This is a genomic window from Bartonella sp. MF74HXZ, from assembly GCF_042194445.1.
In the GTDB taxonomy this organism is placed as follows: domain Bacteria; phylum Pseudomonadota; class Alphaproteobacteria; order Rhizobiales; family Rhizobiaceae; genus Bartonella; species Bartonella grahamii.
This window is the reverse complement of the sequence record NZ_JBHIMW010000005.1, coordinates 69,528-89,710: the sequence shown is the minus strand read 5'-3', so window position 1 is coordinate 89,710 and position 20,183 is coordinate 69,528. Positions and strand designations below refer to the sequence as shown.

The window sequence follows — 20,183 nt, the reverse complement described above, 5'->3', positions numbered from 1 at the left end:
TTCTTTGTGCCACACGATGGGTATTTCCCAGTGATATTATTTTTTGAAATTGAGCGTCTGTATAGAGTCGTTAGCTTTCTCTTCAGCAATGAATTGTTGACTTAACTCTTTATTTTTTTTCAATGCATCGCGAATAAGCTCATCGGTAAGCACTAAATGCGCATTTATGATATCACAAAAGGAAATAGGGGTATACATGGCTTCTCCATAAGCAGCTTTATCAGTGTTTAAAATAAATCCATCTTGCGTGATATTTGTAAGTGTCCCGCGAAATTTTCGGCGCCCATCAATTGTTATTTTGGTTTCAATTTTTGCAAGATGCCCTTGCCAATGAAAAAAGTCAGATTTTCTTACCAATGGACGATCAATTCCAGGTGATGAGATTTCTAAATGATATTTGCGTTCAATAACATTTTGTACATCAAGAAGGGGGGAAACAGTTCGACTAACAGTTTCACAATCTTCTACGGTCATAGAACCATCGGCACGTTCAACCATAATTTGAAGTGTTAAACCATTTTGACCAAGAAGTTTCACACGAACCAAACGAAAACCTAAAGGTTTAAGTAGTGGTATGACAAGAGCAGCAACCTGTGCTTCGATACCATCTTCTTCAAACAGGCGTGGTTCGTCAAGATTGCTTATTTTTTCAGCTTCGTTCATACATTTTATCCAAGTTATTTTCATCAGTTTTATGATATTAAAAAAGAGCGGGTCCAACGGCCCACCCTTCATCATAAGACCAAGAATTTAGCTATTGATACTCTTAAATTCAAAATTTTTCAAGTTGTTTATGAGAAAAGCGCTTGATCATTTATTTCTTGATAAAGGTAAGATAGGCGGGCGTCCGTCCTTCGCGTAAAGCTTTTGCTTCATAGCGGGTTCCTTTCCATAGTGGATAAGGGAGTTTCCAGTCTTGAGGGCTTTCTGCTTTCCATTCAAAGTGATCATGTTGTGCACAATGGTACAAAGTCCAGTTTACATAACTGTCTATATCGCTAGCAAAGCGAAAAATTTTCCCTATTTTAAGAACACGAGCAAAACGGTTAAGATTTTTTGTGTTGATGAAACGTCGTTTCCAGTGTTTCTTTTTCGGCCAAGGATCAGGATAAAAGAGGTCTATTCCATCAAGCGAGTTATCAGGGAGCCAATCAAGGAGGCGTGTAGCATCATCATTATAGAGGCGAAGATGATTTTGATAGTTTTGATGCTGTTCAAGAGACAACAATATTTTTGCCATGCCATTGATAAAGGGCTCGACGCCGATAAAACCGGTTTTTGGAAAATATTCCATTTCATGAAGTAAATGTTCACCTCCACCAAAGCCGATTTCAAGTCGAATTTCTCTTACTTTGCTTGAAAATAAGGATGTAAGGTTTGAGGGAGGAGGGACATTTAAATCAATATTTAAATTGGGGAGAAGCATTTTTATACGTGTAAGCTGACTGTTTCGAAGTTGTTTTCCTTGTCGGCGTCCAAAAAATGCTTCACTCTTGCGTGTATTATATTTAATCATGGGATTTGGATCATTGTTTGAAGCGTTTTCACGAGATCAGTTTTTTCCCATGAAAACGAACCATCGTGTTTTGGTTTTCGCCCAAAATGACCATAGGCAGCTGTTTTCGCATAAATAGGTTTATTGAGGTCAAGATGTTTTCGAATGCCGGTAGGTGAAAGGTCCATTATTTTGCGAATGGCTGCTTCAATAACTTTTTCATCGACTTTTCCTGTTCCGTGAAGATTGAGATAAATAGATAAAGGTTGTGCAATACCAATTGCATAAGAGAGTTGAATGGTGCATCGCTCTGCTAAATGAGCAGCAACAATATTTTTAGCCAGATAGCGTGCCGCATAGGCTGCAGAACGATCAACTTTTGTTGTATCTTTTCCTGAAAAAGCACCGCCTCCATGGGGTGCTGCACCTCCATAAGTATCCACAATAATTTTGCGTCCTGTTAATCCGGCATCGCTTTGAGGACCACCAATGACAAATTTTCCTGTTGGGTTAATATACCAACTGCATTGATCTGCAATGGGAATGTCATGTAAAGCTTGACGAATGTAAGGTTCAACCACTGTACGTACCTTGTTGGAATCCCAGCTTTCATCGAGGTGCTGCGTTGAAAGAACAATGGATGTGACCTCTATCGGTTTTCCATTTTTATAGCGTATGGTTATTTGGCTTTTAGCATCTGGTCCTAATTTTCCAGCTTCTCCCTCTCCTTTATGACGGGCTGTGGCAAGAAGTTTGAGAATTTTATGCGCATAATAAATCGGCGCAGGCATGAAATCAGGTGTTTCACGGCAAGCATATCCAAACATGATGCCTTGATCACCTGCTCCTTCTTCACCATGCCGGTCCGTAGCATTATCAACCCCTCTTGCTATGTCAGCTGATTGAGGGCGCAAAAGAACATCAATTTTAACAGTTTTCCAATGAAAACCTGCTTGTTCATAGCCAATGGTACGAATAGCACGGCGCGCTGCTGTACGAAAACGCGTAGGATTAATGAGTGGAAAGCCAGTTTCATCATAGATAAATTCTTTATTTTTATCTTTTTTTAATAGCGTATCGGGAACACGCACTTCACCAGCGATAACAACACGGTTGACACTGACGAGAGTTTCACAGGCAACGCGTATTAACCATGGATCAGTACCAGTCTTTTCAGCTTCTTTATAGATCATATCAACGATTTCATCGGAAATACGATCACAAATTTTATCAGGATGTCCTTCCGATACCGATTCGCTCGTAAAAAGATAATCTTGATGCGGCATAGGAACTCCTTCAAAAAAGAAAATCAACGATTTAATTAATTTCTTACTAAAGTTGTCACGATTTGCTGATTCTACAGCAAATCGTCAATGAAAATTTATATGAATAAAAGAGAAAAGATATAATTTTAATTTATAGCTTATTTGTCAAATCTTCCTCAGAAAGTGCTTTTGCCAAATCAATAATTTTTCGACGCACTTTAGCATCAGATATATTTGTAAAAGCGCGCATGAGCTGAATCCCTTCGCTGCTAGAACAAAAGTCTATAAAATTGTGATCACTTTCAGCAAAACCCTCTACTTGTTGGGAGGTAATACCTTTATCAAAAAAGTAAGAAACAGGAACATCCATAATTTCCGCTATCGCTTGAAGACGACTGGCACCAATACGGTTTGTTCCTTTTTCATATTTTTGGATTTGCTGAAAAGTAATCCCTAATTTTTCACCTAGTTTCTCTTGAGTGAGTCCTAAAATATTACGACGTAAACGGATACGAGTTCCAACATAGATATCTATAGGGTCAGGTTTTTTTCTAGTTTCGGTCATAATGCAACTCTTTATTTCCAGCACTTTTCTTCTAAACCAACATCATATTTATGCGCAGCTGATTTATCATATAATTAAAATAATATGTAATATTTTTTCCCAATATTACTGGTAAACGCAACATAATACCGTACAAAGGGCACTTGAATCATTTAAGCTGTTTTGTAGAACCAAAACCAACACGACACAATAGCATAAGGATGAATAAGATAAAAGTAGAGAAAGTTCTGTATTCATTGCTTCCTATAGGGGTAATGGATGATGGAACTTGTGAATCAATAATGCCCACAGCATTTTGTTGAAGAGCTACAACGATTCGTCCATAAGAATCAATAACAGCTGATATTCCATTATTGGCTGCTCGTATGAGGGGGATTCCCAGTTCAACGGCACGAAGTTGTGCTTGTTGAAGATGTTGATAGGGTCCAGGTGTTACACCAAACCATGCATCATTTGTAATATTAATAATTGCTTGAGGCGAGGAGCCTTTAAAAGTCATTTCATGGGGAAATATTGCTTCATAACAAATCAAGGGTAGATAAGAAAATCCGTTTGGCATTGTAACAATTTTGCGCACACTTGCAGCACTATATCCACCAATATTATCGGCAAGGGTACGCAATCCAATTTTTTTCAATAAATCCTGATAAGGAAGATACTCACCAAAAGGAACCAAATGAAGTTTATCGGAAGTATTTAAAATATTACCTTGAGCATTAATGACTGCAATTGTATTAAAATATTGTGTTTGGGAATGAGGTAGATCATTGCTGGCTCGTATTGCTCCGATAATAGCCCATTGTTTAGGTTTTAAAAGAGAGGCAATGCGCATTGTGATAGATGAGTTATCATAGAGAAGGTAAGGAACGGAAGCTTCGGGCCATACGATAAAATCGGGTTCTGAATTTTGGTCAGTTGTTGGCATTGCACTTAGATTCATATGCGCTTCCAACATAGCTTCTCGTGTATTATCACGCAATTTTATATTTTGTTGGATGGAAGGTTGAACAATGCGCACCCAATAAGAACTTTTTTGATTTTCAGCTATGTTTTCTATAGTATGAAGACGATAAAACCCAAAACCACTGTGAATGAATATAAGTGATAAACAAAGAGAAAGTGCCACTTTCTTTTTTTCATCTGTTAATAAAACAGTTGGCAAACTGTAGGCTAAGACAGCAAGAATATTCATTCCATAGAGTCCCACGATTGCATCAGATTGCATGAACATTGGGGTTGGCATGGCTGTATAGCCAAGAGCATTCCATGGAAATCCTGTGAATAAAAACGCACGCAACCACTCGGCCAATCCTAATGCAAAGGCTAAAACAAAAAATCGTGCTATTCCTTTTGTCCATAATAAACCAACAATGAAACCAGAAAAAAACCAATAAAGAGAAAGGTAGAGTGGAGGAACTAAAATGGCTAATGGGACTGCCCAACCAAAAGAATCTGGATCTGTTAACAAAGCATTGCATAGCCACCAAAGTCCGCAAATAAAATAACTAAAACCAAAGGTTCCACAGCTTAAAGCGTAAGTAAAAAAAATTTTTTTATTGTTTTTTGCGGCCCGTATTGAGTCAAGTAAAACAATAAAGAGAGGGAAAGTTAAAAAGCAAAGAGGTGTCAAATAAAAGGGTGGAAGTGCAAAAGAAGTAAGAGCACCACACAGAAATATCCATGCTTGGCGCTTCCAACCGGTAACAGAGGACAAAAAAACGATGAAATTGTTTAAAAACGCTGGACTATTCTTTAGGGATGACATTGTTCTCAAGATTCTCATTTTTGGGAATGCGAAAAATACGCAATCGCTTAATCCGGCGTTTATCAGCTTCTAAAATACGAAATCTATAACCAGGTACAGCTTCGACAATTTCACCTTTGGCAGGAATGCGATCAAGAATGGAGACGATCAAACCACCAATCGTATCAACATCATCACCATATTCCCCTACGATAAAATCAGGACCAAGAGCTTTCTCCACATCTTCTAGTTCAGTTCTTGCATCAACGAGCCATTTATTGTTTGGTTCACGTACGATAGCATTGTCGACATTATCATGTTCATCTTCGATATCACCAACAACCAATTCAACAATATCCTCCATTGAAACGAGACCATCTGTTCCCCCATGTTCATCAATAACTAAAGCCATTTGAGTTCGTGTAGTTTGCATTCGTGTTAATAATTTGCTTGCAAGCATGGAACTTGGAACAAAGAGAACAGTTCGGATCAGATCCAATTCACCGATTGGGGTATGTAAGTCTGTATGGTTTAATTGAAGCAAATCGGATTTCTGTTCGGTTTTTGTTGGGCTGACAATAAAGCGAGTCATATAGTTAAGAATATCGCGGATGTGAATCATGCCGCGCGGATCATCTAAAGTTTCAGCATAAACAGGTAAGCGAGAATGACCAATTTTTGCGAAACATTTAAGGGTTTCTCCAAGTGAAGTGTTTATTTCCAGTGCTTCGATTTCAGAACGTGGTATCATAACATCATCCACGCGTGCTTCACGTAAGCGTAAAATATTATGCAACATAGTACGTTCTTCAGGTGAGAAGAGGGCAGTGTCTTTTTCATTGTCAGTCGTGAGTGCAACGGTAAGATCATCGCGCAGTGATGTAGACACACAATTACGACCCCGTAAGAATGAAAACAAATGATTCATCAGAGAATATTTTTCTGTATGATTCGTCTGTTGAGAGGTTTTTTTTTCATTATTAGAAGATGTTTGACTATTATTTTGTGCATTTGTTTTGTTTGTCATGGTTTTGAAATCTTCTAAACTTTCTTTTTATAATTAGGTGAATGAGAGGCTTTAAATGGTATGCTCGTAATATTGATTTTAAAAGTTAAATTTTATCATTTATAGACAATTCAGCGTAAGGATCTTTTATGGAAAGCTTTTGCAGAATTTCTCTTTCGAGCTTTTCCATTTGATATGCTTCATTATCAGTTTCATGGTCATAGCCAAGCAGATGCAAGATACCATGAACAATCATATGCGTTAAATGGTCTTGAAATGTTTTTCCTTGTTTTTCTGCTTCGAGAACAACAGTCTCTCGCGCAATAATAATATCACCGAGCATGGGACCAGGAGGATTTCCAGCTTTAAGTGGAAAAGCAGGAAAGGATAATACATTAGTAGATTTGTTTTTGTTGCGCCATTGTGCATTGATTTGTGCCATATGTTTATCATCCGTAAAAAGCAGGCTAATCTCGCTTACAACATTTGCCAATGAAATATGATGCATAGTCGTCAATAATGCTTTTTCAGTGATATTATAAAGCATTTTCTCATCATTCCACCCTGCGCTTTTAACCATTATATCAATAATAATCATGATGAATCAAATTCATTTTTTAATGCATCGCATGCGAATGATTTTTTTTTATTTTGTATTTCGGAATCACGATCATAAGCACGAACGATAGCAGCAACAAGTGGATGGCGTATAACATCTTTTTCATCAAAATGTACAATTGCAATATTTTCTACATTTGAAAGAATGCGAATTGCTTCAATGAGACCTGATTTTTGCCCTGTAGGCAAATCAATTTGGCTTACGTCACCGGTAACAATCATACGTGTTCCTTCTCCAAGACGTGTGAGGAACATTTTCATTTGCATGGGCGTAGTATTTTGTGCCTCATCAAGAATAACAGCAGCATGGGCAAGTGTTCGTCCGCGCATAAAGGCAAGAGGAGCAATTTCTATGACACCAGAAGCTAAAATGCGTTCTATTTTTTCAGCGGGCATCATATCATAAAGAGCATCATAAAGTGGTCGTAAATATGGGTCGACTTTTTCTTTGAGATCACCGGGAAGAAAACCAAGATGTTCTCCAGCTTCAACAGCCGGACGTGAGAGAATAATTCGCTCAATGATACCACGTTCTAGAAGCATTGCAGCATGAGCAACAGCAAGATACGTTTTGCCTGTTCCTGCTGGTCCTACACCAAACACAAGTTCAGTATGCTCCATAGCGCGTATGTAAGCATCTTGTGTCGGAGTTCTTGCATGAATTATTTTTTTATGGGTACTCAACCGTGCTGGTATACGTTTCATTGCAGATTTGTGTGTTATTGTGTCTTCTTTCTGCTTCTTTGGTATATTTGCCATAGCAAGCGCTCCTTTTATATCTGATAAAGTGAGCTCTTGATGTGTTTTGGCACGTTCATAAAGTTGCTGCAATACATATTGCGCACGTTTTATAACAGAAATACTTCCACGGATTAAGACTTCATTACCACGCGGATGAATACTAAGTTCAAGTTTTTTTTCGATATAAGCGAGATTTTCGTCAAATTTACCAAAAACTGCTTTTGCATATTTATTATTTTCGAAAATCAAAACAACTTGGCTCGGATCTGAAGCGCTTGTTTGTTTCAAGGTATCAGCCTTTTCAAGGGACATATTTACTTTTTCTTTAATACGCTTTATTTTTTCGGTTGAAGCTTTCAGCCTATTCTCCATATCTACATAAATATTGCACGTTTTGTTAAGTAAATTCTATAAAAGACATTTTTAAAAAAAAGTGCATGTTTCAGATGTAATCATTTTCTTTTAAAATAAAAGAGTTTTCCAAAATATTTATTGTGAACAAGGTTTTAGAAGTATGTTTATCTATTTGTCACTTCACCAACAAAACTGTTTGAGCTTGCATTTTTAATATGAATTTCTATTACGCTACCTGTAGAGGCTTCTGTATCTACGACAACAGGTAAAAGCCAAGGGGAACGTCCTACCATTTGCCCTGAGTGACGTCCAGGTTTTTCGATGAGAACGTTAGTTTTTTGACCAATTTTAGAACGCAAAAACGCATTTTGTTGCTCAAGGAGAAGGACTTGTAAATGTTGAAGGCGGGCATCTTTTACAGATTCATCAACATGATTTTTCATTGTGGCTCCCACTGTTCCAGGACGAGGGGAATATTTAAAAGAATAAGCTGAACTGTACTGTACTTGTTGAATAAGTTTAATGGTTTCTTCAAAGTCTTCATCTGTTTCTCCTGGAAACCCTACAATAAAATCGCCTGAAAAGGCAATATCTGGTCGTGCGGTCCGAATTTTTTCAATAAGATGAAGATAATGAGAGCTTTTGTGTTGGCGGTTCATAGCTTTTAAGATGCGATCTGAACCTGATTGAACAGGAAGATGGAGGTAAGGCATTAACATATCAAGATCTCGATGCGCGGCAATAAGGCTATCATCCATATCACGTGGGTGACTGGTTGTGTAACGCAAACGCTTTAAACCATCGAGTTTTGCAAGATGATAAAGAAGATCGCCAAGACGCCAAGTTTTGCCATCAGCACTTTGCCCATGCCAACCATTGACATTTTGTCCAAGCAGCGTAATTTCTTTGACACCCGCTTCGATGAGTTGAAGGGCTTCTTCAGTAATTTGCTCAACGGATCGTGATATTTCGGCACCGCGTGTATAGGGCACAACACAAAAAGTGCAAAATTTATCGCAACCTTCTTGTACTGTTAAAAATGCGCTAACACCTCGTTTTCTTACTGCATGTTTATTATGGGGCGGCAAATGAGCAAATTTATCTTCAACAGCATAGTCTGTTTCGATAATTTTTTTTCCTTGTTTGGCTTTTTCTAACAATTCTGGCAAGCGATGATACATTTGCGGACCAATAACAAGATCCACTGTTGGAGCACGGCGCAAGATTTCACTTCCCTCAGCTTGTGCAACACAACCCGTTACACCAACCATCAGGGGTTTATCAGGTGTGCGCTCTTGACGCATAACGCGCAAACGACCGAGATCAGAATAAAGTTTTTCTGCTGCTTTTTCACGAATATGACAGGTATTAACAAGAATAAGATCGGCATCATTGGGAATTTGTGTTGTCACATAGCCTTGCGAACTGAGACTATCAGTCATTCGTTGGCTATCATAAACATTCATTTGACATCCATAGGTTTTGATAAAAACCTTTTTCGGAGCAACAGGAGGCGTATTTTTAGGATTTACTTTATTCATGGTGCATGTGTAAATGTTTTTTACACAAATCTCAATCTATTTACTTAAAAGTTTTTTGCATGATAATTGCATCACCACGACCATTTTTTGACGGGTAGTAGGCAAGACGTTCAGAAATTTTTTGAAATTCAAAGCGTTGATAAAGGTTCAAAGCAGAAAGGTTTGTGGCTTCTACTTCCAAGAATAATTTTATAGCGCCTTTGTCGTGAAGATGGTGAACTGTGCTTTCGATAAGAAAGGTGCCAATTCCTTGTTGACGATAATGAGGGTGAACGGCAATTGTGATGATTTCTGCTTCATCAAGGATGAGGCGGCATAGGCAAAAGCCTAAAATTTGATCAGAGCGATCAATGAGAAAAACTTTGTATCCGAAGATAGAGTGATCTGTTAAGAAATTATCAAAAGCTTGTTTTCCCCAAGACGGAGTAAAACAATGTTGATGAATTTGATGAAGAGGAGCACTATCATTAACTTGTAGCGGAGCAATTCCAAAATTCTTTTTTGTCAATGAAAATTTGAGCATTATTTTTTTTGTGGTAAAGCAAAATTGGTTTGTTGTTTTGCATCAGCGCTGCGTAGATAGAGTGGGCGAGGCGAATTTTTTGATTGTTTGTTTGCGGCAAGATAAGCATAGTTTACAATATCAGCCGCTTCGCAGGGGATTTTTTCTAGGACAATTTTTTCGTTTATTTTATGGCTTTTAATATGCTCCACAACGACATCAGCCGCTGGGCCAGTCAGGCGGGTTTTTTTTGGCAAATCTTCGAGGATATTTTCAATTGTTTTTAATCCCGGCGCTCCCAAAGGCGTGAGATCATTATGAAAATTTTGATGGTAGAACATCTCTCTCCCTGCTTCAATGACAACAGTAATTGCTGATGCTGTACTTTTATTGTTTATTACTTGTGCTGCTAACGCTTCAAGAGCACTCACTCCAACAGCAGGTATTTCAAGTGCTAATGCCAAAGCGCGCGCTGTTGCAACACCGACACGTACACCAGTAAATGATCCAGGTCCAATATTGACAGCAATACGCTCAACTTGATCAAGCGTCATATTGGCTTGTGTCATTATTTGTGTAATCTGCCCAATAATTTTTTCAGCATGTCCTTTGTTCATGCGCTCATTGATACGCGCAATAACAGATTTATGACGAATGAGCGCAACAGCGCAATAAATTGAAGCAGTATCTATAGCAAGGATAAGCATAAAAATATTTTAGTTGAATAAAACGATAAACAAAAGTCCTGCTGTATTTTTAATCTTTTTATTATTGTATATTTCATTTGTAAGAAAGTTACTAGTGCCAATAAGCAACAATATCTTTTTATGGGATAGAACGAGATGTTGATTTAATCCCTATTTGTTTTCACTTTTTGAATGAGTACCTTGAATATTGTAAGATTCTCTTATTTCAAATCTACTTATGGTGAGACAATTAAAGTTATTATCTTGTATACTACAAGCGGAATTAGGATGTGAATAAAAACTGTTGAAGAAAAGAATAAAAACGCCTTTCACGAATCGTTTAAATGTAAGGATTGTCACAAACATTTTGAGCTATCAAATAGTATGATGATGCCATTTGTATTCCATAGTAAGTAAAAGTAATTTAAAAGGGGGAAAGCCATGACCCCACATTTTTCCAAATAAGAGCATATTCTATCAGTCTTTATATAAAAACTTCAGCGTAATGAGAGCAGATGAAAGAAATGGCATTGTTTTGCATGAGTTACGTATTTTGATACTACGTCATTGCAAATCATTATGGACTGAAAAGCTAATTGAAAAAGCAAATTTGACAGTTTTTACTTAATATCACAGCTCTTTTTTTGTATAGAATAATGAGCCTTTGGGTTGATTGCATACTACGTTGAAAAATAATAAATGCATATTTCAAAATGTTATATGATTCAAATCATTCAATTGTATCATGATAAGGCTGCAAGCGCCAAGAAGGAGTATGGAGGAAGTTGAAGCTAAAATAACGCGCCATCCTGCTTTTTTTAATGAGCGAATATCAACGCCTAATCCTAATGCTGTCATTGAAATAACGGTCAATAACTGAGCAATTAGTTTGATGGGATTAAGTGCTTTTTCAGGGATAAGACCACTTGAGCGAACAAGCATCATGATAATAAAGCCAATGATAAACCATGGGACGAGAGTGTGTAGACGCAGGCGTGTTTGTGCTGATCGGCGATAGATGATGGATAAGATAAAAATAACAGGGACTAACATGAGAACACGTACCAATTTAACAACAGTTGCAATTTGAACGCTCACGAAAGATATTGGTGCTGTTGCTGCTAAGACCTGTGGTACAGCGTAAACTACCATGCCAGCAAGCACACCGTATTGGTTAAATGATAAATTCAAAAGTGGGTGTAAAAAAGGGAGAAGTAAAATAATAACAACTCCTAAAAGAGCAGTAAAAGCAATTGATGCAGCTACTTCTTCGTGTTTTGCTTTAATGACGGGTGCAACGGCAACAATGGCTGAGTTGCCACAAATAGCATTTCCGCAAGCAACGAGCATTGCTAAATGTTTAGAGAGCCCGCAAATTCGACCAATGGCAAAGCTAAGGATAATCGTTACGAATATAACGAATATGATGCTAGAAAGTAAATTCCAACCGGCTGAAAGCACTGCGTTAATGCTAATGCTTGCTCCTAGAAGTACGATAGCAATTTCAAGAAGTGTTTTGGCACAAAAAATTATACCTTTTTGAAGGTATGTTGGCAAAGTAAAACAACTACGGGTAACAGATCCTAAGAGAATTGCTAAAACAAGATTTTCAAGCCATGCTTGCCCAAAAAGCTGCTTTTCCAAGACTTCTAAACCATACGCTAAAGCTGATATGAATAAACATACTAAAATACCAGGACCAAGGTCGTTTAAAAATGAGAGGTTTTTCTTTAGCATTTGAATATTCCCCCGTCATTAAAGAGCTAAAGGTGAAGAGGAAAAAGTTTTAAAGATTGGTTCGTGCTTGTACAGCTGCTGCTAAAGTTCCATCATCAAGATAATCAAGCTCGCCTCCTACAGGAACACCATGAGCAAGTCGCGTAATTTTAACTGAAAAATTGGAAAGCTGATCGGTGATATAGTGAGCAGTTGTTTGACCTTCGACAGTCGCATTGACAGCAAGAATAATTTCCGTAATAGGATTTTGTACAACACGTTGTATTAAGGAGGCAATGTTCAGTTCGTCAGGACCTATTCCATCTAAGGGGGAGAGTCGTCCACCCAATACATGGTAACGTGCGGCTAAAGTTTTTGCGCGTTCAAGAGCCCACAGATCAGCGATATCCTCAACAACGATGATTGTTGTATCATCGCGGCGCAAATCTGTACAAATTGAACAAGGATCAATGGTATCGACATTTCCACAAACAGAACAAATGCCGACTTTTTCTATAGCTGCTTGTATAGCTGCTCCTAAAGGCTCCAGCAATGTTTCCTTTTTTTTGATAAGATGAAGCGCAGCACGACGCGCTGAACGTGGACCAAGACCTGGTATACGTGATAAAATCTGAATGAGACGTTCAATCTCAGGTCCTGCAATGTATTTAGACATATTTTTGTCCCACGGAAAAAATCCGTTTCATTAAAATGGAAGCTTGAAACCTGAAGGGAGCGGTATCCCTGCCGTTATACTTTTGGTTTTTTCTTCTATTGCGATTTCAATTTTTGTTCTTGCTTCATTATAAGCTGCCATAATGAGATCTTCGAGAATTTCAGCTTCCTCAGGTTTGAGTAATGAAGGATCAATTTGAATTGCTGTTATAATATTTTTGCCATTTAAAGTGATATTGACGAGACCACCGCCTGCAGTGCCGGTAGCTTGCAGATTAGCTATTTCTTCCTGAATCTTCTGCATTTTTTCTTGCATTTCTTTGGCTTTTTTCATCATACTCATCATTTCACGCATAGGAATAGGTATCCTTATTCATCATTGATATCATTTTTATTTTTAAAAATATCAGCATTTTTAAAGGTATTGGGGAGTAAATCAAGATCATTTTCTTCTTTATTGAGTCGAATATCGACAATTTTTGCTTCTGGAAAATGGTTGAGGATTTTCGCGATATCAGGATCTGTTTCTGCATTGGAAAAAAGAGTCTTTTGAATCGCTATACTTTCCTCCTGTAAGGTTGGGCCACCTCCTTCATTAACAAAAGTTATTGTCCAGCGTTTTTCAGTCCATTGAGATATCTTTTTTTCTATATCATGAGCAAGAAATTGTGGGGTATTTTCAGAAAGTCTTAAGGTAATATGCCCAGCTTCAAAAGAAACAGGATGAACAAATTCTTTAATAAGGAGTTTGAAAGGAGCATCATTATGCTGTTCGGCTAATTGAACAATATCGTGCAAAGAATTAATTACTAGAGTTTTAGGTTGGGTAATCTGTTCTGTTGTTTGTGTGACAGAATGCGATAAATTTGCACTCTTTTCAGAAAGATCAATAGATTGAGAATTTTCAAGAGTTTCTGTTACTTCTTGGGCGTTGATTTTGTCAGGGTTTTGATTTTTAACTAAATTTTCCGGTTGTAAGGAATGATCTAATTGGTTTTTCAAGGATGTTTTTAAATCTGATTGATCTGGTAATGTATTTGAAACGCTCGAGGAAGCATGGGTTTCGACCATTGTTTCTTTTGTTATATTATTTGCATTTGTAGATTCTTGATGAGAAGAGTTTTTAACCAGTGTGAGAGGTGTTTTTTCTTGCGTAAGCTTTTTTAAAGCTTCATCAAGAGTTGGTAAGTCAGCCGTGTGAGCAAGACGAATTAAAAGCATTTCAGCGGCTTGAAGCGGACGTGCAGTTTGGTTAACTTCCTGTAAACCTTTGAGTAACATTTGCCAGTTTCGGGATAAAACAGGAACGGAAAGTTTTTTTGAAAAGTCTAAACTTCTTAAACGTTGTTCTTCAGTCAGTGAGAAATCTTCCACTATTTCTGGTGTAAAACGTAAACGTGTGACCAAATGATTAAAGTCGGCTAGTTCTGTCAATATAGTAAGAGGATCAGCACCTGCCTCATATTGACTGCGTAATTCATGTAATGCATTAACAACATCGCCCTTCATGATAAATTCAAAAAGATCAATAATACGTGCTTGATCCGCTAATCCTAACATTGTACGCACCGCAATGGCATTAACATTGCCATTGCTATGGGCAATCGCTTGATCAAAAATGGATAATGCATCACGTGCAGATCCTTCTGCAGCACGGGCAATCATAGAGAGTGCTTGATCTTCTACTTCTACCTTTTCATATTTCGCAATTTGGCGCAAATGTGCACTCAAAGCTTTTGATTCAATACGCCGCAAATCAAAACGTTGGCAACGCGAAAGGATTGTAATAGGAACTTTGCGAATTTCTGTTGTGGCAAAAATAAATTTCACATGGGACGGTGGTTCTTCAAGAGTTTTCAATAAACCATTAAAGGCTTGTGTTGAGAGCATATGTACTTCATCGATAATATAAACCTTATAACGTGCAGAAACAGGACGATAGCGTATTTGTTCAATAATTTCACGAATATCATCAATGCCCGTATGAGAAGCGGCATCCATTTCTATAACATCAATATGGCGTCCTTCGATAATTTGTGTGCAATGTTCACCAAGAGAGTCTAATACGGTTGTCGGTTGGTCAATATCTTTTGTTTTATAATTAAGCGCACGTGCCAAAATACGTGCTGTTGTGGTTTTACCTACGCCACGAATCCCTGTTAACATCCACGCTTGTGCAATACGACCTTTTTCAAAGGCGTTGGTGAGAGTACGCACCATAGCTTCCTGACCAATAAGGTCAGAGAAGTTTTGGGGTCGATATTTACGAGCAAGAACACGATAGGCTGTTTCTACCGGTACATTTTCCATGAATATTTCCAACTTCGAAGTTCTTTATGCGTACATTTTGATAATACAAAAGCATAGATCAATACTGTAGTCTCATATAAAAGGATTTTTTCTTAATCAAATTATTTATGGGATAATTTGTTAAAAAATAACCAAACCCCTTTATTTGCTGCATACAAATGCCGCTCTGAAGATTAAAAGTACCTCGCTAAAAGACAGCATAAAAAATAATTTCTTCAGCAAAATAGGAGGTTGGCACGATGACCCGTACCAAAACTCGTTGGGGCTGCTTCTTTCCAGACCTGACCCAGTTGGCGAGCAGTTCGTCCACCACCAACCTCCCAAGTTCATATTGTCGATTTGGAATGAAAAATCAAGCTCAGAAACGAAAAATATCCTAAGAACGACGAAGAATTTTCCTTTGCGTTTAATTTATTGACATATAAACAACAAAGAGATTATGGATTTATCAGTTTTCATAGCAGTAGCTCTTCATCTTTATTTGGTATGAAAATATTTTTTCGCTTAGGATAATTTGAATGTATAATTATTCTCATTCGCTGAAATATGTAAGAGTTTTAGGATAGATACATCTGTTCTAAAACTACGAAATTGAATCATCAAAAATTTACAACAGTTAAAGCAGCAAATAAAGTAGATAGATCATGTAATTGGCTAACATTCGAAAGTTAGGGGGAAGAGTGCTATTTAAATAATTAGCAAATATTGCTTTAATGGTGTTGCTCCTCTCACACAAAACAGAATATCCCAAACAGAATAACTTAATGTTGTTCATTTACATGCTTTTTAAAGAGCTATTTCTCAGTACTCTTAACTATATTTCAAACCCCGCTCGTAAATAGTATACATACTTCCCTTGAGGTATAAATCCATTGTGCACTACCCTCTTTATGCTTAATAAAAGTATAAATTTGAGCCCTCATACTATTAACAATTCTAAATGTTGCAATCCCTTGCACTTGAGAGGCTTTATAAGAAGCATTTTTATTCCTTTTTTAATCGTTTTTACTCACACACCACTCCCATTTGTAACTTTCAAGGAAACGATTTTAATTGATTCAATATGAAGATTTAAGATGGGAGGATCTTACTTTATTCGTAGTTGTAATTCAGTATAAGAAATCAAAGTCTTAAAATGATAAGTCAATATCTTAAATATCTTATAAGACCACCACCTGATTTCTATAGTGAATGAGAATATCAAATACGTAATATTTTTTCTTTTAACATATACGAATATAAATACTGAGTAGATGTTATCGCTCTTTGCGTGCTTGTTCTTTTAATTAAAAAACATCGATGTTTATCACAAGATGGATCAATATATGAATTTTCATCATTTGAGAAAAGGTTTCATATATTTTTTAAGTGACTGTGCTCATACAAGAGAAGATGCAACATTCAGCGCTATAGAAATAAGGGGGTACTGGTTTTATAAGCGTAAAAATGGTTCTTATTCGATATAAGCGACATTTTATAGTTTCAAATAATTATATTCTTTAACAAGGAGGGAAAAGAGAGATGAATTTTTACAAAAAGCTGAATGAGTATGATTTAAAATGCAGCGAGGAATACATCTATAGAGCAAGTTTCGCTTTTCTGTTTATCTAAGTGATTTGGGTAAGATGTGCTTCATAGCACTTAAAATGAAGCAGCTACGAAGATAGAAGTCATATTCTTATTAAAAAATAGCTCTGATAGTAGGAAATCCAGAACAATTTAAGTTTAGTCTTTTAGTTTTTGCAAAAGTCCTTCAATATCTAATGTTCTGAGCAGCTTAAGGTTTTTCCATATTAGTATAAAAATACCCCTTCAGCGATTAGTTTTAACAGCTTATCATGTCGTATTTTGAAAAAAATACCTGAAAAAAGAATAACTCTACTCAAATTTAGATGTTATAGAAATATTATTAATCATAATCTCCTGTGTCACAATTTGTTCCAACAACTTTTTTCTTCGTAATATTTTTAAAAATATAATGTCCTGACGAAGGAAAACTTATATGAAGAGATTTTATATTTTTTAGTGTAAAGACCTTCTTTTCTTTATCATGGGTTATTTTCTTTTCATCATCAACAACAATTCTCAATTTGTTTAGATCAGAAGGGGTAGAGTATGATAAAGTGAAGGATACTTTATTAGGTTTAAAGATACTACAAGAGTATTCAACTCCTTGATGGACAATATCGGATGGGGTGATCACAACACTTTCATCCAGCGAAAAATTCCATTTTCTCTCACCAAAGCCAGCAAATGCAACACTAGAGCAGGCGAGAATATTTGCGGCTAATAATCCTTGCGCGAAGATTTTTTTCATTATCCTTTCCTTTTTCTAAAGTGAGATGAATCATAAATCAGTTTTTATAAAAATGAAAGTTCAAACTTAATGCGAAAAGCAGGGCTAAGGTGCATTTTCTAGCTTTAAACCATGTTCAGAATGATATCAGTCTAAGAGATTTGAATGCTCTATTATGTATAATAATTTGAATTGTTTTGAGAGCTAATTTTTCTTCTTCAGTGTTTATGAAGGGTGTTGAGTAAAAAACAAGCTCTTCCGAGATGCGTTGCATCATGAAATTTTTACGATGCTCTTTGATATCAGCAAAAAATGATGGCAGCTTAATTGCTTTTATATATACGATGTTCGATCGTTTTGTGCGGGATAAGTACCTATAATACGCAGTTCTGCAGAAAAGAAAGATAATTCTTCTAAGGCAAGTTTCATCATCGGATCTTCAGGATGTCCTTCAATATCAACAAAGAATTGTGTTGCATTGAAATTTCCACCAATTTGATAGCTTTCTAATTTTGTCATATTGATACCATTCGTTGCAAATCCTCCCATAGCTTTATAGAGAGCGGCGGGGACATTGCGCACTCGAAAAAGAAGACTGGTGATGATTTTTTCGCCATTTTTAGGCTTGGGGACATGTCGTTTGGAGCGTGAAAGGATGACAAAACGGGTAATATTATGAGGGTTATCTTCAACATCCCTTTCAAGAATATCAAGTCCATAGAGTTCTGCTGCGATCAGAGGAGCTAAGGCAGCCTGTGAACGTTTAGCATTTTTTTTAATAAACTTTGCAGCTCCAGCAGTGTCTGTAGAAACAACAGGTTTCCAACCGTTGTTTCGTATGATTTTTCGGCATTGTGCAAGGGCATGCGTATGGCTGTGGACGGTTTTAATTTCGTCATATGTAACGCCGGGCAAAACCATTAATTGAAAATGGATAGGTAAAAAATATTCATCAATAATATAAAGAGATGATTGCGGTAAAAGATGATGGATGTCTGCAACGCGTCCCGCAAGAGTATTTTCAATAGGGATCATAGCAAGATCAGCTTTCCCACTTTCCACTAAATTAAGGGCGTCTTCAAAAGTAGCAGAGGGAACAGCATCCATATTGGGGAACATATTGGAGCAAGCAATATGGGAATTAGCGCCGTATTCTCCTTGGAAAGAAATTTTATTGGTTTTTTTAAGTATTTTCATGCTAAAATCTTACGTACTCTATCGAGATCACGTTGTGTGTCTACGCCTAAGGGAATTGTATCAACTATCTCCACATCGATGCGCATATTATGTTCTAATGCACGTAATTGTTCAAGTTTTTCGCGTTGCTCGAGTGTAGAGGGTTTGAATGATATAAATTTCTCAAGTGCTTCGCGCCGATAAGCGTATATTCCAATATGATGATAAAGAGGACCATCTCCATAAGGTGCTGTGGTGCGCGTAAAATAAAGAGCACGAAGGCGATTTTGAGAAAGAGGTGTACCAATGATTTTGACCACATTGGGATCTCTTTTTTCATTTTCTTCAATGATTCGAGCACCCAAGGTTGCAATGTCAGTAAAGCTATTTTCTAAAGGGCGTAGCGCATGAATGATTTCACGAGGCATTATTGTTGGTAAGTCACCTTGTATATTTAAAATGGTATTGTAACGTTGTTCAGGATCAATACGCATTAAAGCTTCATAAATACGATCAGATCCAGACTTATGATCACCTTGTGTTATGATACATTCATGCCCATAATCTGCAACAGCTTTAGCAATATCATTATGATCTGTTGCAACGATCGTACGCCCTATTGCAGCTTTTTTGGCTTGTTCTGCGACATGTACAATCATCGGCTTTCCGCCAATTTCAGCGAGAGCTTTTTGAGGAAGACGGGTTGAGCCTATACGAGCAGGAATAAGAATAATTGGTTCAAGAGCCATTGTAAGATTCCAAATGTCATCTGTGATGCATTTATAATGTTGTGTATTATAAAGAAAAAGCTTAAACTAAAAATGGTAATGAAACCGTGAACATTTGAGTTTTTATGAATCGCCCGAGATTTATTTATTTTATTTGTGCTTGTTTATGTGTGCTGGTCATTATTGTGGGGATTTCTACACTCAGCAATATAGTTTACGATCATCCTACATCAGTCCAATATTATCATACAGTTGCCAAGAATGATACATTTCAAAAAAAACAAAAAGCACCTGATGTTTCTCTATCACTAAATAGCCGTCTTCAACAAGGCAATTTTGAAAATGGCCGTAAACTTTTTCGCCAATGTGCCATATGCCATACTTCTGGACGCAATGAAGCAGGGCGTGTTGGCCCAGTTCTCTGGGAGATTGTTAATCGCCCTTTGGCATCAGCAGCAGGTTTTGCTTATTCACGGGCATTGCGTTCTCATTCTGATCAAAAATGGGATTTTATCACTTTGGATCGTTATTTACATTCTCCACGTGAAGCTTTTCCTGGGACTATTATGTCTTTTCGTGGAATTAAAAATGATCAAGATCGTGCCGATCTTTTGCTTTATTTACGCAGTTTATCCGATCATCCTGTTCCTTTACCAATGGATAATAATAAAGGGAACGAGCCAAATTAACTTATACCATAGATGTTAATTTTAGAAAGAAGTCTGATTTTTTGTAATTTTAGTTTCACGGTTTTATCAAAAGAGC

Annotated in this window: 19 protein-coding genes and 1 other RNA gene; 1 reads left to right on the top strand and 19 read right to left on the bottom strand. The window is 37.0% G+C overall.

The features are described from left to right. Positions 1 to 36 precede the first annotated feature (36 nt). The 19 genes from rimP to ACFIJ8_RS05740 all read right to left on the bottom strand — a co-directional run bounded on the left by rimP (position 37) and on the right by ACFIJ8_RS05740 (position 19,439). A complete protein-coding gene (gene rimP / locus ACFIJ8_RS05830) occupies positions 37 to 687 on the bottom strand; it encodes a ribosome maturation factor RimP (protein WP_012754631.1) in 651 nt (216 codons plus the stop codon). Positions 688 to 814: 127 nt separating this feature from the next. Next, positions 815 to 1,516 (bottom strand): tRNA (guanine(46)-N(7))-methyltransferase TrmB, encoded by a 702-nt coding sequence (locus ACFIJ8_RS05825; RefSeq protein ID WP_273787796.1) that lies wholly within the window; start codon positions 1,514 to 1,516, stop codon positions 815 to 817. After that, positions 1,513 to 2,781: a methionine adenosyltransferase gene (metK, locus tag ACFIJ8_RS05820; protein WP_273787797.1), complete on the bottom strand. Its 1,269-nt coding sequence runs from the start codon at positions 2,779 to 2,781 to the stop codon at positions 1,513 to 1,515. The genes ACFIJ8_RS05825 and metK overlap by 4 nt, the downstream gene beginning before the upstream one ends. A 130-nt stretch (positions 2,782 to 2,911) precedes the next feature. Continuing rightward, the gene (locus ACFIJ8_RS05815) at positions 2,912 to 3,325 is read right to left on the bottom strand and encodes a helix-turn-helix domain-containing protein (RefSeq protein WP_012754634.1); all 414 of its coding nucleotides are present in this window, start codon (positions 3,323 to 3,325) and stop codon (positions 2,912 to 2,914) included. A gap of 148 nt (positions 3,326 to 3,473) precedes the next feature. Beyond that, positions 3,474 to 5,108, bottom strand: coding sequence for an apolipoprotein N-acyltransferase (gene lnt / locus ACFIJ8_RS05810; RefSeq protein ID WP_375639197.1), 1,635 nt, complete (start codon positions 5,106 to 5,108; stop codon positions 3,474 to 3,476). Continuing rightward, the gene (locus tag ACFIJ8_RS05805; RefSeq protein ID WP_375628544.1) at positions 5,071 to 6,096 is read right to left on the bottom strand and encodes a hemolysin family protein; all 1,026 of its coding nucleotides are present in this window, start codon (positions 6,094 to 6,096) and stop codon (positions 5,071 to 5,073) included. The genes lnt and ACFIJ8_RS05805 overlap by 38 nt, the downstream gene beginning before the upstream one ends. Positions 6,097 to 6,181: 85 nt before the next feature. Beyond that, a complete protein-coding gene (gene ybeY, locus ACFIJ8_RS05800; RefSeq protein ID WP_273787800.1) occupies positions 6,182 to 6,673 on the bottom strand; it encodes an rRNA maturation RNase YbeY in 492 nt (163 codons plus the stop codon). Then, positions 6,670 to 7,794, bottom strand: coding sequence for a PhoH family protein (locus tag ACFIJ8_RS05795; protein WP_375639217.1), 1,125 nt, complete (start codon positions 7,792 to 7,794; stop codon positions 6,670 to 6,672). The genes ybeY and ACFIJ8_RS05795 overlap by 4 nt, the downstream gene beginning before the upstream one ends. Before the next feature lie 158 nt (positions 7,795 to 7,952). Beyond that, positions 7,953 to 9,329 carry a tRNA (N6-isopentenyl adenosine(37)-C2)-methylthiotransferase MiaB gene (gene miaB / locus ACFIJ8_RS05790; protein WP_375639196.1) on the bottom strand — a complete coding sequence of 459 codons (1,377 nt, stop codon included), beginning with the start codon at positions 9,327 to 9,329 and terminating at the stop codon, positions 7,953 to 7,955. A gap of 40 nt (positions 9,330 to 9,369) precedes the next feature. Beyond that, on the bottom strand, positions 9,370 to 9,852 hold the full coding sequence (gene rimI / locus ACFIJ8_RS05785; protein ID WP_375628550.1) for a ribosomal protein S18-alanine N-acetyltransferase: 483 nt from the start codon (positions 9,850 to 9,852) through the stop codon (positions 9,370 to 9,372). Further along, complete coding sequence (gene tsaB, locus ACFIJ8_RS05780) at positions 9,852 to 10,538, bottom strand: tRNA (adenosine(37)-N6)-threonylcarbamoyltransferase complex dimerization subunit type 1 TsaB (RefSeq protein ID WP_375628552.1); 687 nt, start codon at positions 10,536 to 10,538, stop codon at positions 9,852 to 9,854. The genes rimI and tsaB overlap by 1 nt, the downstream gene beginning before the upstream one ends. Positions 10,539 to 11,225: 687 nt before the next feature. Then, a complete protein-coding gene (locus ACFIJ8_RS05775) occupies positions 11,226 to 12,254 on the bottom strand; it encodes a YeiH family protein (RefSeq protein WP_375639195.1) in 1,029 nt (342 codons plus the stop codon). Positions 12,255 to 12,303: 49 nt separating this feature from the next. Continuing rightward, entirely contained in the window at positions 12,304 to 12,909 is a 606-nt protein-coding gene (gene recR, locus ACFIJ8_RS05770) for a recombination mediator RecR (RefSeq protein ID WP_375639194.1), read from the bottom strand. A 30-nt stretch (positions 12,910 to 12,939) separates the two neighbouring features. After that, complete coding sequence (locus ACFIJ8_RS05765; RefSeq protein WP_012754643.1) at positions 12,940 to 13,263, bottom strand: YbaB/EbfC family nucleoid-associated protein; 324 nt, start codon at positions 13,261 to 13,263, stop codon at positions 12,940 to 12,942. Between the two features lie 14 nt (positions 13,264 to 13,277). Continuing rightward, the gene (locus ACFIJ8_RS05760) at positions 13,278 to 15,218 is read right to left on the bottom strand and encodes a DNA polymerase III subunit gamma/tau (RefSeq protein ID WP_375628557.1); all 1,941 of its coding nucleotides are present in this window, start codon (positions 15,216 to 15,218) and stop codon (positions 13,278 to 13,280) included. Positions 15,219 to 15,441: 223 nt separating this feature from the next. Next, positions 15,442 to 15,539, bottom strand: an RNA gene (gene ffs, locus ACFIJ8_RS05755) — signal recognition particle sRNA small type. A gap of 1,588 nt (positions 15,540 to 17,127) precedes the next feature. Next, a complete protein-coding gene (locus tag ACFIJ8_RS05750; RefSeq protein ID WP_375639193.1) occupies positions 17,128 to 17,535 on the bottom strand; it encodes a hypothetical protein in 408 nt (135 codons plus the stop codon). Between the two features lie 312 nt (positions 17,536 to 17,847). Next, positions 17,848 to 18,711 carry a prephenate dehydratase gene (locus ACFIJ8_RS05745; RefSeq protein ID WP_273787808.1) on the bottom strand — a complete coding sequence of 288 codons (864 nt, stop codon included), beginning with the start codon at positions 18,709 to 18,711 and terminating at the stop codon, positions 17,848 to 17,850. Further along, on the bottom strand, positions 18,708 to 19,439 hold the full coding sequence (locus ACFIJ8_RS05740) for a 3-deoxy-manno-octulosonate cytidylyltransferase (protein ID WP_012754647.1): 732 nt from the start codon (positions 19,437 to 19,439) through the stop codon (positions 18,708 to 18,710). Before ACFIJ8_RS05740 ends, ACFIJ8_RS05745 begins: the two co-directional genes overlap by 4 nt. A 104-nt stretch (positions 19,440 to 19,543) precedes the next feature. On the opposite strand from ACFIJ8_RS05740, the gene ACFIJ8_RS05735 reads away from it, so the two are divergent. Then, positions 19,544 to 20,107, top strand: a complete 564-nt coding sequence (locus ACFIJ8_RS05735) for a c-type cytochrome (protein ID WP_375639192.1) — start codon at positions 19,544 to 19,546, stop codon at positions 20,105 to 20,107. Positions 20,108 to 20,183 lie beyond the last annotated feature (76 nt).

Excerpts from the sequence above, each read along its gene's own strand:
- rimP (WP_012754631.1), bottom strand. The coding sequence starts at position 687 with ATGAAAATAACTTGGATAAAATGTATGAACGAAGCTGAAAAAATAAGC.
- ACFIJ8_RS05825 (WP_273787796.1), bottom strand. The coding sequence starts at position 1,516 with ATGATTAAATATAATACACGCAAGAGTGAAGCATTTTTTGGACGCCGA.
- metK (WP_273787797.1), bottom strand. The coding sequence starts at position 2,781 with ATGCCGCATCAAGATTATCTTTTTACGAGCGAATCGGTATCGGAAGGA.
- ACFIJ8_RS05815 (WP_012754634.1), bottom strand. The coding sequence starts at position 3,325 with ATGACCGAAACTAGAAAAAAACCTGACCCTATAGATATCTATGTTGGA.
- lnt (WP_375639197.1), bottom strand. The coding sequence starts at position 5,108 with ATGAGAATCTTGAGAACAATGTCATCCCTAAAGAATAGTCCAGCGTTT.
- ACFIJ8_RS05805 (WP_375628544.1), bottom strand. The coding sequence starts at position 6,096 with ATGACAAACAAAACAAATGCACAAAATAATAGTCAAACATCTTCTAAT.
- ybeY (WP_273787800.1), bottom strand. The coding sequence starts at position 6,673 with ATGATTATTATTGATATAATGGTTAAAAGCGCAGGGTGGAATGATGAG.
- miaB (WP_375639196.1), bottom strand. The coding sequence starts at position 9,329 with ATGAATAAAGTAAATCCTAAAAATACGCCTCCTGTTGCTCCGAAAAAG.
- rimI (WP_375628550.1), bottom strand. The coding sequence starts at position 9,852 with ATGCTCAAATTTTCATTGACAAAAAAGAATTTTGGAATTGCTCCGCTA.
- tsaB (WP_375628552.1), bottom strand. The coding sequence starts at position 10,538 with ATGCTTATCCTTGCTATAGATACTGCTTCAATTTATTGCGCTGTTGCG.
- ACFIJ8_RS05775 (WP_375639195.1), bottom strand. The coding sequence starts at position 12,254 with ATGCTAAAGAAAAACCTCTCATTTTTAAACGACCTTGGTCCTGGTATT.
- recR (WP_375639194.1), bottom strand. The coding sequence starts at position 12,909 with ATGTCTAAATACATTGCAGGACCTGAGATTGAACGTCTCATTCAGATT.
- ACFIJ8_RS05765 (WP_012754643.1), bottom strand. The coding sequence starts at position 13,263 with ATGCGTGAAATGATGAGTATGATGAAAAAAGCCAAAGAAATGCAAGAA.
- ACFIJ8_RS05760 (WP_375628557.1), bottom strand. The coding sequence starts at position 15,218 with ATGGAAAATGTACCGGTAGAAACAGCCTATCGTGTTCTTGCTCGTAAA.
- ACFIJ8_RS05750 (WP_375639193.1), bottom strand. The coding sequence starts at position 17,535 with ATGAAAAAAATCTTCGCGCAAGGATTATTAGCCGCAAATATTCTCGCC.
- ACFIJ8_RS05745 (WP_273787808.1), bottom strand. The coding sequence starts at position 18,711 with ATGAAAATACTTAAAAAAACCAATAAAATTTCTTTCCAAGGAGAATAC.
- ACFIJ8_RS05740 (WP_012754647.1), bottom strand. The coding sequence starts at position 19,439 with ATGGCTCTTGAACCAATTATTCTTATTCCTGCTCGTATAGGCTCAACC.
- ACFIJ8_RS05735 (WP_375639192.1), top strand. The coding sequence starts at position 19,544 with ATGAATCGCCCGAGATTTATTTATTTTATTTGTGCTTGTTTATGTGTG.